This window comes from Stenotrophomonas sp. STEN046, assembly GCF_056759755.1.
The window spans coordinates 1-12,913 of the sequence record NZ_JBRRDR010000053.1; the positions used below are offsets into that span (position 1 = coordinate 1).

13 protein-coding genes, 1 other RNA gene and 1 pseudogene are annotated in these 12,913 nt (G+C 65.3%); 5 read left to right on the forward strand and 10 right to left on the reverse strand.

The window, feature by feature from the left end; genetic code table 11:
* The first annotated feature begins 137 nt into the window (after positions 1–137).
* Both ACVOLJ_RS18490 and ACVOLJ_RS18495 read left to right on the forward strand, forming a co-directional pair.
* Positions 138–875, forward strand: coding sequence for an SDR family oxidoreductase (locus ACVOLJ_RS18490; RefSeq protein WP_481564788.1), 738 nt, complete (start codon positions 138–140; stop codon positions 873–875).
* Positions 869–2,290 carry an efflux transporter outer membrane subunit gene (locus ACVOLJ_RS18495; protein WP_475279549.1) on the forward strand — a complete coding sequence of 474 codons (1,422 nt, stop codon included), beginning with the start codon at positions 869–871 and terminating at the stop codon, positions 2,288–2,290. Before ACVOLJ_RS18490 ends, ACVOLJ_RS18495 begins: the two co-directional genes overlap by 7 nt.
* Positions 2,291–2,344: 54 nt before the next feature.
* On the opposite strand, the pseudogene ACVOLJ_RS18500 reads toward ACVOLJ_RS18495, so the two are convergent.
* A pseudogene (locus ACVOLJ_RS18500) lies at positions 2,345–2,532 on the reverse strand (VOC family protein); the annotation flags it as partial.
* Positions 2,533–2,619: 87 nt separating this feature from the next.
* Here ACVOLJ_RS18500 and ACVOLJ_RS18505 point away from each other — a divergent pair.
* Positions 2,620–2,883, forward strand: a complete 264-nt coding sequence (locus ACVOLJ_RS18505; RefSeq protein ID WP_475279550.1) for a hypothetical protein — start codon at positions 2,620–2,622, stop codon at positions 2,881–2,883.
* Positions 2,884–2,901: 18 nt separating this feature from the next.
* Here the strand turns inward: ACVOLJ_RS18505 and ACVOLJ_RS18510 are convergent, their stop codons facing one another.
* The 8 genes from ACVOLJ_RS18510 to ACVOLJ_RS18545 form a co-directional block, all read right to left on the reverse strand.
* Positions 2,902–3,756 (reverse strand): endonuclease/exonuclease/phosphatase family protein, encoded by an 855-nt coding sequence (locus tag ACVOLJ_RS18510; protein WP_481564789.1) that lies wholly within the window; start codon positions 3,754–3,756, stop codon positions 2,902–2,904.
* A 139-nt stretch (positions 3,757–3,895) separates the two neighbouring features.
* The gene (locus ACVOLJ_RS18515; protein WP_475279552.1) at positions 3,896–4,141 is read right to left on the reverse strand and encodes a hypothetical protein; all 246 of its coding nucleotides are present in this window, start codon (positions 4,139–4,141) and stop codon (positions 3,896–3,898) included.
* 25 nt (positions 4,142–4,166) lie between these two features.
* The gene (locus ACVOLJ_RS18520; protein ID WP_475279553.1) at positions 4,167–4,397 is read right to left on the reverse strand and encodes a hypothetical protein; all 231 of its coding nucleotides are present in this window, start codon (positions 4,395–4,397) and stop codon (positions 4,167–4,169) included.
* 88 nt (positions 4,398–4,485) lie between these two features.
* The gene (locus ACVOLJ_RS18525) at positions 4,486–5,190 is read right to left on the reverse strand and encodes a PA1136 family autoinducer-binding transcriptional regulator (RefSeq protein ID WP_481564790.1); all 705 of its coding nucleotides are present in this window, start codon (positions 5,188–5,190) and stop codon (positions 4,486–4,488) included.
* A 2-nt stretch (positions 5,191–5,192) separates the two neighbouring features.
* Positions 5,193–6,065, reverse strand: a complete 873-nt coding sequence (gene hchA / locus ACVOLJ_RS18530) for a glyoxalase III HchA (protein ID WP_475279555.1) — start codon at positions 6,063–6,065, stop codon at positions 5,193–5,195.
* Between the two features lie 169 nt (positions 6,066–6,234).
* Positions 6,235–6,441, reverse strand: a complete 207-nt coding sequence (locus ACVOLJ_RS18535; protein WP_475279556.1) for a hypothetical protein — start codon at positions 6,439–6,441, stop codon at positions 6,235–6,237.
* Between the two features lie 94 nt (positions 6,442–6,535).
* Complete coding sequence (locus ACVOLJ_RS18540) at positions 6,536–8,533, reverse strand: esterase/lipase family protein (RefSeq protein ID WP_475279557.1); 1,998 nt, start codon at positions 8,531–8,533, stop codon at positions 6,536–6,538.
* A 126-nt stretch (positions 8,534–8,659) separates the two neighbouring features.
* A complete protein-coding gene (locus ACVOLJ_RS18545) occupies positions 8,660–9,127 on the reverse strand; it encodes a hypothetical protein (RefSeq protein ID WP_475279558.1) in 468 nt (155 codons plus the stop codon).
* A gap of 591 nt (positions 9,128–9,718) precedes the next feature.
* Here ACVOLJ_RS18545 and ACVOLJ_RS18550 point away from each other — a divergent pair.
* Positions 9,719–11,710 (forward strand): hypothetical protein, encoded by a 1,992-nt coding sequence (locus tag ACVOLJ_RS18550; RefSeq protein WP_481564791.1) that lies wholly within the window; start codon positions 9,719–9,721, stop codon positions 11,708–11,710.
* Positions 11,711–11,906: 196 nt separating this feature from the next.
* Here the strand turns inward: ACVOLJ_RS18550 and ssrA are convergent.
* Positions 11,907–12,299, reverse strand: a transfer-messenger RNA (tmRNA) gene (ssrA, locus tag ACVOLJ_RS18555).
* A 162-nt stretch (positions 12,300–12,461) separates the two neighbouring features.
* Here ssrA and ACVOLJ_RS18560 point away from each other — a divergent pair.
* A complete protein-coding gene (locus ACVOLJ_RS18560; RefSeq protein ID WP_475279575.1) occupies positions 12,462–12,893 on the forward strand; it encodes a GNAT family N-acetyltransferase in 432 nt (143 codons plus the stop codon).
* The last annotated feature ends 20 nt before the right edge of the window (positions 12,894–12,913 follow it).

Sequence of the window (12,913 nt, forward strand, 5' to 3'; positions counted from 1 at the left end):
CCTGGCTATGTTTTGAACCCCCACGGGGGGGGCCCGGTGGGGGCGTCCGGGCTCCCGTACCACCCATAATTGCAGGGAATGGGGCGGCGCCGGGACGTGGCGGGCTACCGCTTTCCCCCAAACCAAGGCATGAATCGATGAACACCCATCAGAACAAGATCGCGCTGGTCACCGGCGCTACCCGTGGCATCGGCCTGGAAACCGCGCGCCAGCTGGCACAGGCCGGCGTGCACACGCTGCTGGCAGGTCGCAAGCGCGAGACCGCTGTGGAACAGGCGCTGCTGCTGCAGGGCGAAGGCCTGCCGGTGGAAGCCATCCAGCTGGACGTGACCGATGCGGCCAGCATCGCCGAATCCGTCGAGCAGGTGCGCCAGCGCCATGGCCGCCTGGACATCCTGGTCAACAACGCCGGCATCATGATCGAGAACCCGGCACAGGCGCCGTCGGAGCAGTCGTTGGATACCTGGAAGCGTACCTTCGACACCAACGTCTATGCCCTGGTCGCAGTGACCCAGGCCTTCCTGCCGCTGGTCAAGCAGGCCAAGTCCGGCCGCATCGTCAACGTGTCCAGCATGCTCGGCTCGCAGACCCTGCATGCCGACCCCGCGTCGGGCATCTACGATTTCAAGATTCCGGCCTACAACGCCTCCAAGGCGGCGGTGAACAGCTGGACGCTCAGCCTGGCCTACGAGCTGCGCAACACGCCGATCAAGGTCAACACCGTCCACCCGGGCTATGTAAAGACCGACATGAACGGCGGCAACGGCGAAATCGAAATCTCCGAAGGCGCGCGTTCCAGCGTGGAGATGGCGCTGATCGGCGAGTCCGGTGCCAGTGGCAGCTTCACCTACCTGGGCGAGGTGCTGCCATGGTGATCCGTACCCTGGCGATGGCCGTCTCCAGCCTGGTGCTGGCAGGCTGTGTCAGCGTCGGTCCCAACTACAAAGCGCCGGTGCAGGCACCGGTGGCGCTGACCGGCGCGCAGCAGGCCGTGTTCAGCACGGCCTCGCCGGTCGCCAGCTGGTGGGCGCAGTTCGATGATCCGGTGCTTGAAGAACTGGTACACGGCGCACTGTCGGAGAACCTGGACCTGCGCGTGGCCGTGGCCCGCGTCAGCCAGGCTCGCGCGGTGTTCGTCGAAAGCCGCTTCGACCAGGCACCGCACATCACCGCGGGCGGCAGCTACGATCGCCGCAAGCAACCCGATCCGCAGCTGGGTGGGCAGCGGGTGTTCAGTGAAAGCTACCAGCTCGGCTTCGATGCGGGCTGGGAGCTGGATCTGTTCGGCCGCAAGCGCCGTGCTGCAGAGGCCGCGCGCGCCGACCTCGACGCCGAGCAGGCCAACCTGGCTGACGCACAGGTGCTGGTCGCCGCTGAAGTGGCGCGCAACTACTTCGAGCTGCGCGGCACGCAGAAGCGCATCGCCGTGGCCCAGCGCACCCTGGTCAATCTGCGCGATACGCAGAAGCTGACCGAGGCACGCTGGGAACTGGGTGCAGGCAGCGAGCTGGACGTGCAGAGCAGTCGTGCACGCCTGAAGGCGATCGAGGCCGACATCCCGCTGCTGGAAGTGGCCGAAACACAGTCGCGCAATCGACTGGCGGTGTTGCTGGGGCAGCGTCCGGAAGTGTTGAACGACATGCTGGCGCCGCACGAAGTGCCGGCATTCGCCAAGGCGCTGCCGCTGGGTGACACCCGTGAACTGCTGCGCCAGCGTGCCGACGTGCGGGTTGCCGAGCGTCGCCTTGCCGCCGCCACCGCGCGTGTCGGCGTGGCCACGGCCGATCTGTTCCCGCGGCTGTCGCTGTCCGGTTTCGTCGGCTTCCTCGGCGGCGATGCCAGCGGTCTGGTCAACGGCAACAACAAGGCGTGGTCGCTGACCCCGTCGTTGAGCTGGGCGGCGTTCGATTTCGGTACGGTCAAGGCGCGCCTGCGTGCCAGCAAGGCCGAAGCCGAGGGCGTGGCCGCGCAGTACGAGCAGGCGGTGCTGCTGGCACTGGAAGACACCGAAAATGCGTTGACGCGTTACTCCAAGCAGCAGGCACGCCTGGCGATCGTGGTCGAGCAGGCGCAGGCGGCGCGACGTGCCGAATCGCTTGCGCAGATCCGCTATCGCGAGGGTTCGGAAGACTTCCTGACCCTGCTTGATGCACAGCGCACCCAGCTGGTGGCGGACGATGCATTGGCCGCGGCCGAATCGGAAGTCAACGTCAGCGTGGTCGGTGTCTACAAGGCGCTTGGCGGCTGGGGCCAGTCGCCGCAGGCACCCAGCGTGGCGCAGGCTCGATAGCGGTAGCCGTAAACGGAAGGGGACGGCGGCGCAGGCAGCTGTCCCCTTTCTCTTTCAAGCCCAGTCGCGCATGCGCACGATGCAGAAGCGGTGACCGCTGGGCGCTTCCATCACCCATCGGCTTCGGCATCGATATCGTCGCCTTCGATAGCCAGGTGCATCCGCGATGGATGACTGGCCCGCTGGACGCCCACGTTCATTCCCCCCGGTGCGCCGGTCAGGTCTGCACTGGCAGCGTCGTCGGCATTCTCGCCGTCGTGACGTTTATGACTCTGCCGGAAGTGCTGCCCACCGTGTAACTAGTGGGGAAAGCCACCGGAGGACAAGACATGAGCGAAGCAAAACAGTCGACGCGGCGAATGCTGTTCGGTGATCCGGGGCCGCCGGGGGCAGGCCTGTCGGTCGCGGTGGTGGTGCTGATGGTTCTGGCGGCGATGGCGGCCGCCATCGGCTTCCTGCGCCTGCCCGATGCCATGCTGGGCATCGGCCTGATCGGCCTGGCGATCTTCCTGGCGGTCGCCGCCCGTATCTGCCAGGCGCGCGACCAGCACCAGGCGCTGTACCGGCTGCTGGGCAGGCGACCACCACCGTAGTAGTGGTCGCCGCGGTGCTCAGTGCCTGGGCCAGTCCAGTTCAACCACCAGCGGGAAATGGTCCGAAGGCAGTACGCCCTCGATGCGACGGTCATCGGTCTTGAAACGGCGTGCCTGGAAGCCACGCACCAGTACCCAGTCAAGCTGCGAGGTCGCGGTGCCGGTGAAGTTGTGGAACGTCAGCCGTGGCCCCTGCGGTGCTTTGACCTGGGTCCGCGCGTCCTGCAGCACCCGCGTGAATGCCTGGTAGGTGCCGCCGCCTGGCTCGCTGTTGAAATCACCGGTCAGCACCACCGGCAGATCGGAAGGCAGCGCGCCAACGCGCGAGGCGATCAGCTCAGCCCCCTTGATCCGCCGCGGCTCGTCCTCGTCGCGGTAGGGAAGATGGGTGTTCATGAAGTAGAAGCGGCGACCATCGTCCACGCGGCGGAACAAGGCCCAGGTAACCATGCGTGGAAACAGGTTGCCCCAGCTGATGCTGCCGGCAACGTCAGGTGTATCGGACAGCCAGAAGTTGCCGGACTGCTCCACCACCAGGGCTTTGCTGTCGTAGAAAACGCCCATGTGCTCGTCGCCGCTGCCACCGCGTCGGCCTTCACCGAACCAGCGATAGCCGGGCAGATGATCGGCCAGGTAGTCGGCCTGCTGCTGCACAAGCTCCTGGGTACCGATCACGGCGGGATGTGCGTCGAGGATGACCTTGACCATCGCATCGCGGCGGTCCTCCCAGCGCTTGCCCGGATCGGTGTCCGCTGGCGTGCGTACGTTGAACGACATCACCTTCAGGGGAGCAGCCGGGCCTGCCCAGACGGCAGCGGGCAGTGCAAGGGCCAACAGTGCGCAGAGCGCAGGCGTGCGGAAACGCGACAACATCGTGGAATCCCTCCATTCCATGAAAACGGTTTCACGGAGCATGCCATGGAAGGGCGGTGCAGGGGTATGCCGGGATGGGCGAGTGGAGCGAAGGCGGGGCGGTCGGCGTTGCACCGCCCGGCAGGCACTGCGGGGCCGATCAGGGGTCGTAGATCATCCCGTTTTCGTCGCGGTTGTAGTGGCCGCTGACCTCGCGCGTGCCATCGTCATAGACCACGTACGACGTGCAGCGCTGGTGGAACACGTTGCCCGCCACGCGGAAGGGCACGCACTGTTCCTGTACCTCGATCACTTCGGCAGCGCTGAGCGGGGCAGCCGGTGCCAGTGCCGCCAATGCCAGCACGCTGGCAAACGCGCACCCCATCCATCCTTCATGCAGTTTCATGCTCACACTCCTTGTCGATGGGCACTCACACCAGGTAGGGGTTGCCGTATTCGTCGATCCAGTACTCGAACGAGACTTCGTTGCCCCAGTCGTCGATATAGGTTTCGGTACAGTGCTGGTGGACGCGGTTGCGGTCCACGGCCACAGGCACGCACGAAACCGAAGTGCCCGGGGGGGCAGCATTGGCGTCTGCGATCGGGCCGAGGGTTGCAGTTGCTACGACCAGTGCGGCCATCGCGGCCAGTTGCAGTTTCATCAGCATCATCCTTGCTTTCTGCAATCGCGCACATGCGCATCGGTTGTGTATCACGCGTGCGGGCCTGCCGGAAGTGCCCGGCAGCGGCTTACTCTTCGATCTCGCCGCGGCGGATGGCGGTACGCACGGCTTGTGCGGTGGTTGCCACGCCCAGCCGTTGGCGGGCACGACGAAGGTGGTTTTCCACCGTGCGTGCGGACAGGCCCAGGGTGGCGGCAACATCGGCCTGGCGGCGGCCGGCCGCGACCCAGCGCAGCACTTCGCGCTCACGCGCGCTCAGCGCACCTGCCGGTACCTCCAGCGGTGGCTGCGCCAGCCGCTGCGCTGCACGGAACGCCGCTGCGCCCACGGTTGCCAGCAGCACGCGCGCGCCGGCCGAGGCATCGATGCTGTGGCCCGCGAAACTGATCGCCCCTTCCAGCCCGGTGCTACCGAACACCGGAACCTGCAGCCCGTGCAGGCCTTCACCACGTGGCTGCTTCACCACCTGGTAGCGCTCACCGCGCACGCCTTGGCGCTTGCTCCAGAAGAACGGCGCGTTGCTGTCCAGCACGTGCCGGTTGACCGGGCAGGCGTGCAGATAGGCGTCCAGGTCGGTCTGCCCGCCCTCGCCAAGCCAATCGCCCTCGATCCAGTACACGCGCTGCGCACCGCGCTCCAGGCCGGTGCCGGTGGCGAACAGCAGCAGGCGGTCGTAGCCGAGTGGCGAGGCACTGTCGCGTAGTACCGTGCCCACCGCATCCAGCGCGCGTGCACGTTCCAGCTGCAGCAGTGCCTGCATCACCTCGGCCATCTTCAGCGCCCGGCCAGAGCGTCGAGCAGGGTGCGTGCGGCCAGCTTGCCCAATGCGTTGCCGGCCAGCGGACTGTCGCCGGTCAGCAGCAGGCGGTCCTGCAGCACGCTGCCATCGATGCCCTCGTTGACGATCTGCACGCCCTGCTGCGCCAAGCGCTCGCCGAAGAACCAGCGCAGTTGCCCCGGCATGTAGCCGATGTCGGGCGTCTGCCGGTCCATCGCGTCGGGAAACGCACAGATGCGATAGCCACGGAACAGCGACCCGCCATCTGCCTCGTCCACGCCGGCCGCCAGCAATGCGGCGGGGCCGTGGCAGAGGGTGATGATGTGGCGCTGGGCGGCCATCGCCCACTGCAGGGTGGCTTTGACTGCCGGGCTTTCCGGCAGGCCGATCAGGGCGCCGTGGCCACCGGGGATGAACACGGCGGCGTAGTCCGAACCGGCATCCAGGCCAGCCACCACGTCAGCCAGCTGCAGCGGGTGGCGGAAGCGTGTTTCGTAGCGCTCGTAGAGGCCGGTGATTTCCTTGTCCTCGCGCGGGAACGCCCACCACTCGAACTTGGCGGCGTTGCCCGACAGCGTTGCCACGTCGAAGTCGAAGCCGGCCTTGTCCAGGTGGTACATCGGCAGCAGGGTTTCCACCGGATGGTTGCCGGTGGAGAACAGGTGGCCATTGGCGGTGGGCAGGTAGCGCTCGTCGGCAGCGATCAACAGCACCTTCCAGCGCCCGTCGCGGCGTGCGTCCGGATAGTCCGCGCCGGACAGATCGCTGCGCGCCGAAGTGAACTGCGAGAGCGAATACGGCGATGGGAAAAAGGCATCGCGCTCGGCCGGATCGGGGCTGGGCTGGCGGCTGGGTTCTTGCGTGTTCATGCAGACCTCCTGCGGGAATGTGGGGCCAGCATAGGAGGGCGGGTGCACACGCGCGATGAGGGAATTCCCTCAGCGGCCGTGCGTCAGTAGCGGCCAGCCCCATCAGGTCGGGGCTGGCCAGGGTCGATCAGTTACTGCCATGCCGCTGCAGATCGATCGGCCCGTACACTCAGTTCGGCGGATTGCAGCCGGTCGAGTTCTTCAGGCACCGTGAAAGCGCGCCGTAACACCAGATCTCGCTCTTGCCCTGCGAAAGGCAGATCTGATACCCGCGGTAGCATTCGTCGCAGGGGGTAGGTTCGGCCGCGACGGCGTTCAATCCAAACACCAACGCCACGGCACCGATAGCAACAGACAGCCTGAACGTCCTCTTCATGCGTGTTCTCCGTTGTAGCCCGTATGGGCAGCCGCGACGCTACAGGGGGTCGCGCAGGCATTCAATGCAGCGCTCCGCCACGGATGACGCCACGCTACTTTTCCGGCAACGGGTGCTCGAGCATGTCCTCATGCAGGATCCGCCGCAGCTCGACGATGGCCGGCGTGGCTTCCTGCACGCTGTGCCCGGACACGATCACCTTTTCCGAAACCGCATCGGGCAGGTGCGAACTCCAGTACGGCACCAGTCCATCGTCGGTCTTTTCCAGCGGCCCCTGCGCGTTGGCGCGGGCGATGATCGAGTGATAGTGGACCTTGGGCGAAATCGGCAGGTCGGCCACGGCCTTGACGAAGGCATCGTCCTTGTCCAGGTTCTGGATGCTGTTCATCTGGTAACCATGCTTGTCGTCGTTGCGCTCGACCTTGCCATCGTTGGCCAGCGTTGCAACATCCTCCAGCACGGTCAGTGGCAGGCGCACGAAGCGGCCGAGCCAGCGACCAAGGCGGGTGCCGGCCACATCGGTGCCACGATGCGGCGTAGCGATGAACACCACGCGTGAGATTTCCGGTTCCGGTGTGAAGGTCAGCACCGGCGCGCCCTTGGTCCGCAGCAGTTCGCGCTGTGCCGGGGTCATCTGCGCGGTCGCCAGCAGGGTGTCGACCAGATGATCACCCGAGGAAGACACCATCAGCCGCGAGATCACTCCGCCCATGCTATGGGCGACCACCACCATGTCCCGCGACGCGAGCGCTTTGCCGGTCGGATCGTAGTGACCCAGCGTGTCGTGCAGGATCCGCCGGATCTCATCGTGGCTCAGTGCGATCGGCATGTTGGTCGGGTAGTAGAACTGCCAGATCTGGAAGTCGCTTCGGATCTCCTCGTCGCGCATCAGCTCGTTGGCTACGTTCACCCACGCTTCCGGGCTGCTGGCCAGGCCGTGGATCATCAGCAGCACGCGGCGGTTGGGGTCGTACGGCTGCATCATGAACAGGTGCGGCTTGTCGATGCCGCCCTTGCCGCCGAACAGCGAACGCAGTGATTGCCGGCTGAAATTGGAGCGCGCCAGCCACAGCGCGTAGCCGGCGGTGAAATTCGCCGCCAGCGGCACCTGCTCGCCATGAAGTTCCACCACGGCTACCTGGTACGGATCATGGATCTCCAGTTCGGGCTCGTCATCGTGCAGTACTTCCCACAGGTTCTTCCCGGAAAAGCGCAGCAGCACGGTCATCGACGGCGACGGCATCTCGCTCCAGTCGCGCTCGGGCGCCGGTGCAGTGCCCGCCGCGGCGGCGGCCAGCCCGGTCGTGGCCGGGTCAGCCATCACCGCTACCAGCTCGGCACCAAAACCGTCGCGGCGATGCACGCTGCGCAGAGTGCCGGTGAAGGACATCGACGCGGCCGGTACCAGCTCAAGCGGTTCGCGCGTGTCCGCCGCCGCGCCATCGTCGGCCGGCGCCAGCACGAAGGTCCAGCGGCCCAGCTGGAATCGCCCGTTGTCGTTGCGCACCTGCTTGCTTGAATACGCTTCGAACAGCAGGACGGCCGATTCCTGCACGGCCAGGTTGTAGTAGTCGCGCACCTGGGTCTGGCGGTCTTCGAACCCGCGCTGGTTGGCGGTGCGTTCGGTGAAGAACAGATAGGCATAGGACTGCCGTGCGACCTGCATCCAGGCATCCATGCGCGGCTGGAGGGTCGCATCGGGCGCCGCGGTCGCCGCTTTGCTGCGTGCCACGCCCGCCGATTCGCGCTTCGGTGCCGGCAGGGTCATCGCGTACTGCACCCAGAGCTCGGCCAGCGAGGAGCGTTTCTCTTCCTCGCGCACCACGATGCTCGCTTCCATGGCCTCGATGCAGGGCAGGCCGGGTTTGGCGCAGGCACCCTCGTCCAGGCCTGCCACGCGCAGGGTCTCGGTGGTGGCCGCGCTGAGCTTGCCGCTGGTAAGGATGTCGCCGCGCTTGAGCGCGATGTACTGGCCGGGCGTGACCGTGCCCACCTGCACCGAGGGGCCGAACTGGCGCAGGGTGGCGCAGCCGCTCAACAGCAGCAGCGCGGTGAGGATGAGGGTGGTCTGGCGGATCAAGCCGATGCTCATGGTGGCAATGCGTGGCGGTGCGCGGTGGCGCCACTCTAGCGGGCGGCGTGTCAAGGCGGAAGCTGGGTTCGGGTAGCGCCGGGCCGTGCCCGGCGAGCAGCATCTGCCAGCCAGTCCCGCTGCAGCTCAGCCCTCGATCAGGCAGGTCACCGCGGCCGAATAACCTTCGTAGTCGTCGCCAGCACCCACATGCAACGTGTGCCTGGCATCAACCTTCCTGAGGTACGAGGTCCCTTCGGTCTCGGCCGCCTCGTTGACTGTCGTCACTCCCCAGGATCGGGCCAAACGCTCGTGATCGACACCTTTCAGATACACATGCAGGCTCTTGTAGGGCTTGGAAATGCTCACATCCGCGCTGGTCACGGTGCCGCCGAACAGCGCGACCGGCTTGTCGTGCGGCTCGAATACGCTGCCCGGGTCGCGGGTCAGGCCAGCGGCATGGAATGCCTGGTCCACCTGCGCTTCGGTGAAGTCGGAGCCGGGTTTGCAGGCCAGCAGTGCTTCCAGCGCGGCGGTGCCGGGCGACGGAGATGCAGCAACAGCGGCGGTCGATGCGGTCAGGCCCAGCAGCAGGGCAAGCGGCGGCGCGTTCATGGCAGATCCTTCTGGATGTCGTGGATGACGGGAGAGGTGGCCCTAGTGTGGGGTAGGGCGGGGCTGCCGGCCAAGAGCGCGGTGATCTGCAGCAATCCTGGCCGATGGGCGGGCGCCGTAGCATCGCTTTGGCCCGTGCTACGACAGCCTGCAGCAGGCCATATGCCGGTTACGAGGATGAAGTGGACGCCGTCCCACTCCGGCTGCGCACGCACGGGCGTGTGACTGCCCGGGGTCCACGACAGGGCAAAAGCAAGAGTTGCGCTTTCCATTTCAGATGCTTCCGTTGGTCGCCATCTCCGGCACGTCGCTCGATCCCGCACGGATCGGTTGCCCATGCACGCATGCGTCCCGAGGATGACGAGCGCAGTACCGGGCAGTAATCTGCGCCATCCCATGCAACCATCGAGCGGATCCATGAAATCACCCGTCGCCAGACTTGCACTCGTGGGTGCGATGGTACTGGTCTTCATTGCGGTCCCGATCTGGTCCCTGGTCGGGGCGGGCGTATGGGGGTGGCACGTAAGGCAGCCGGCGGCATGGCAAGGGGCTCTGGAGTCGTCAGTTCTGTTTCTTGCGCTGTACGGGGCCATGAAGCTGCTGCGTGGCCCGGCCCTGTGGGGGAGTGTTGCAGCCGTTTCTGTGCTGTATGCCCGGCATCATGGTGTGGATGTGGCGATGCTCGCCAGCTATCTCTATCTGGAAGGCATTTTCGCCATGGGAGGATGCCTGGTTGCCTTGGCCGGTGGTGTATCCCAACGTGATCCGGGCCAGCAGGTCATTGTCGGCTTGGCCGGCATCGTGTCCTGCTCGCTTCTGCTTTGGACGGCTTCGCTGCTTGGCCTCGGCAGCATGCAGGCACTTGCCTGGCTCGCCACAGTGGTGCTGGGAGGCATGCTCGTTCTACGGCGCGGACCTTGGCTTGGAGGGATGTTGCTGTCCAGCGCGCAGCGAGGCGGCAAGCGAACGCCTGCGGTCACCGCCTTGATCGCGACCCTGACCTTCGTGCTGTTTGCAAAAGCATCGGTTTCATCGGATTTCGATTCGAACTGGTACGGCCTGTCGGCTGACCGTGCATTGATCGCCAGCGGCAACATATTCTTCAGTGAAGGGCTTGTCGCACCGGTCCATTACTATCCAAAGCTGATCGAGATGCTCCAGGTACCACTGGCGGCAATCGGGAGCATTTCGGCCATCATCGGCTTGAGCATCGGCTGCTGGCTGGCCACCCTTGCGGTTGCTTCACAGATCCTGCGCGAGTTGCGTGTGGGGCGTTCATTGCGGCCCTATGTTGTCGCGCTGCTTGCAACGCTGCCAGCGTTCGCCAACATTTCAATCACTGCCAAGGGCGACGCCCTGGCAGCGTTGTTGCTTGCCATATCGCTGCTGGCAGTGCTTCGACTTGGCAACAGAGGGGGGGCAGGGTGGTTCTGGATTGCCGTGGCCGCGGCACTGCTGGCCAGCCAGGCCCGGCTGTCCAACATTCCCTACACGATGGCCATCGGTGTGCTGGCGATCACCGCCCTTGTCCGATGGCGCCGCCAGCGGCATCGCCGTGGGCAGCCCAATGCCATGGTCGTGAGCGGCGTGTTCTTCGCGGTGATTCTGCTGGTGTGGCTCATCACTGCGCGAACCTGGTGGTTGGCCGGCGTGCCCATTGTCGCCCCCAATGCAGCCTTGGACCTGTTCGCGGCGTGGGGCTTGCCGTTGCGCTCACCGGTCGGTCACCTGCCGACCAGTGATCTGCTTGTCTATCTCCCCCCGGGACAGACGCTGTTGGCGTATCTGTTCGATCCACGCCAGTACCCTCTGCTGCAGATTCTGTGGACAGGTAATGCGTGGGTGGGTCTGCCCCTGGCGGCCCTGGTGCTGGGGTACAGAAGACCCATTGCCTGGAGGCGCGCACTACCCGTTTTTTTCATCGGGTTGCTGTTCTTCCCGATGCTGTTGGGTAATCGCTACATCGAAGCATCAGGTGCGGATGGAAACTATTTCATCACGCCTGTGCTGAGCCTGATGATGGTCGCGGGTTTCCTTGTCCAGCAATCGCTGTGGAAGTGGCAGTCGTGCCCCAGTGTGGGCCGGGTAATGCGTGGCCTGATCTTCTGCATCGCGGTAGCTTCGGCCTTGATGTGTCTGGTGACGGGTGCTTGGGGACCCGGCACCCGCGCGTTCGATACTCGCCTTGACCGTCCCATGTTCGATACCGCCTCGCGACGTGCTGCTGCCTGGCGGGACATTGGCCTGGAAAAGACGGCACAGCGTCTTGCGCAGGAGGCCCCGAGTACGCGGGTCGTAGGTGATGTCGGCGGCGAAGGTTTCTGGCTGCCGATCCGATATGAGCCGATCGACATCATCGCCCTGACGCGCCCGGGACTGGTGGACAGCCCCGAACACACGCTGGCGTTCCTCGAACTCATCGGTACTGAATACCTCATCGTCCGCTCACCTGGCGCCGAGGGGGGCCAGGAAAGAGACCACATCCTGCGTACTGCGATTGCAACCCTCCGTGCGGATGGGCAAGCAACACCCCTCATGAAAGAAGGTGCGTACGAACTCTGGCAGATACGTCCGGCGCGTTGAGGCCGTCTGGTGGAAGCAGCGGGACCGGTGCGGCAGGCCTTTGCCTGGCCGCATCGGGACCTTCAGTTGAGGGCGGCGGGATCCGGCGGCAACGCGCCTGCGTAGTGGGTGGGCGTAAGGTGATCGCCGGAAACAAAAAAGCCAGACCCCAATCGACGGGAGATCTGGCTTTTCGTGCCCCGAAGGGCGGTACAAATGGTGGAGGTGGGCGGAATTGAACCGCCGTCCGAAGGCACTCCATCCCCAGCACTACATGCTTAGCTCACCGTTGAATCTCATCCCCGAGCAGCACGGTGTGCAAAGCGCACCCGGGAACCAGCCTGTTGTGTTCTTGTGCCGGACTGACAGGCAGCCGCCCAGCGCGATTCCATGATAATGACTCTACGCTGCGAGCATGGACACAAGCAGTTTCGAGGCTCCGCCTAAGTCGGCAGAAGGTCACGCACCGCAGTTTTTAGGCTGCGAGGGCGACCGGAGCGTAGTTGTCGTCGTTGGCAACTAGAGTTTTGCAGCTGGATTTACGAGGAAAGCTACCCCCTCGGCATGCGCCAGGCGACTTCACAACCCCCGTCGAAACCAATGCACCCCCGGTTTCTTCAAGTACTGCAAGGTACAAGGCCTGTTTCGTGTTGCCACGATCAGTACCTGCCTAACAGGGGACATGCTACGCCAAAAAGTCTGAACAGTCACCCGGTGGCACAGGCGGCTTGCTAGCATCGATGGCCCGGGATTCACCCAAGGAATGGACCGCATGCCGCTCGATATCGCCGTGACCGATGCCCCCAGCAGCGAAGCGCTGGACCTGATCGCCAATGGCCTGGACCAGTTCAACCTGGAGGCCGCCGGCCATGCTGATCGCCGCACACTGGCCGTGCTCGCCACCGACCCGGCAAGCGGCGAGGTGGTGGGCGGTCTGAGCGGGCGAACCTCGCTGGGCCTGCTGTTCGTCGACCTGTTCTACCTGCCGCCCGCGCGGCGCGGCAACGGGCTGGGATCGCGGATGCTGGCCGCTGCCGAGGAGGAAGCCCGCAGGCGCGGCTGCCGCTCGGCGGTGCTGTACACCATCAGCTTCCAGGCCCCGGATTTCTATGTGAAGCACGGCTGGACAGTGTTCGGCCAGGTTCCCTGTGACCCGCCAGGCACCAGCCGCGTGTTTCTCAGCAAGGATCTCTGCGGCGGCTGAGCAGCATGTTTCAGTCGTCG

What these genes read in the sequence shown, in the direction of transcription:
- ACVOLJ_RS18545 (WP_475279558.1), bottom strand. Translation starts at nt 9,127, where the DNA reads ATGAACGCGCCGCCGCTTGCCCTGCTGCTGGGCCTGACCGCATCGACC.
- ACVOLJ_RS18525 (WP_481564790.1), bottom strand. Translation starts at nt 5,190, where the DNA reads ATGGCCGAGGTGATGCAGGCACTGCTGCAGCTGGAACGTGCACGCGCG.
- ACVOLJ_RS18495 (WP_475279549.1), top strand. Translation starts at nt 869, where the DNA reads ATGGTGATCCGTACCCTGGCGATGGCCGTCTCCAGCCTGGTGCTGGCA.
- ACVOLJ_RS18515 (WP_475279552.1), bottom strand. Translation starts at nt 4,141, where the DNA reads ATGAAACTGCATGAAGGATGGATGGGGTGCGCGTTTGCCAGCGTGCTG.
- ACVOLJ_RS18550 (WP_481564791.1), top strand. Translation starts at nt 9,719, where the DNA reads ATGAAGCTGCTGCGTGGCCCGGCCCTGTGGGGGAGTGTTGCAGCCGTT.
- ACVOLJ_RS18540 (WP_475279557.1), bottom strand. Translation starts at nt 8,533, where the DNA reads ATGAGCATCGGCTTGATCCGCCAGACCACCCTCATCCTCACCGCGCTG.
- ACVOLJ_RS18490 (WP_481564788.1), top strand. Translation starts at nt 138, where the DNA reads ATGAACACCCATCAGAACAAGATCGCGCTGGTCACCGGCGCTACCCGT.
- ACVOLJ_RS18535 (WP_475279556.1), bottom strand. Translation starts at nt 6,441, where the DNA reads ATGAAGAGGACGTTCAGGCTGTCTGTTGCTATCGGTGCCGTGGCGTTG.
- ACVOLJ_RS18510 (WP_481564789.1), bottom strand. Translation starts at nt 3,756, where the DNA reads ATGTTGTCGCGTTTCCGCACGCCTGCGCTCTGCGCACTGTTGGCCCTT.
- ACVOLJ_RS18505 (WP_475279550.1), top strand. Translation starts at nt 2,620, where the DNA reads ATGAGCGAAGCAAAACAGTCGACGCGGCGAATGCTGTTCGGTGATCCG.
- hchA (WP_475279555.1), bottom strand. Translation starts at nt 6,065, where the DNA reads ATGAACACGCAAGAACCCAGCCGCCAGCCCAGCCCCGATCCGGCCGAG.
- ACVOLJ_RS18560 (WP_475279575.1), top strand. Translation starts at nt 12,462, where the DNA reads ATGCCGCTCGATATCGCCGTGACCGATGCCCCCAGCAGCGAAGCGCTG.
- ACVOLJ_RS18520 (WP_475279553.1), bottom strand. Translation starts at nt 4,397, where the DNA reads ATGAAACTGCAACTGGCCGCGATGGCCGCACTGGTCGTAGCAACTGCA.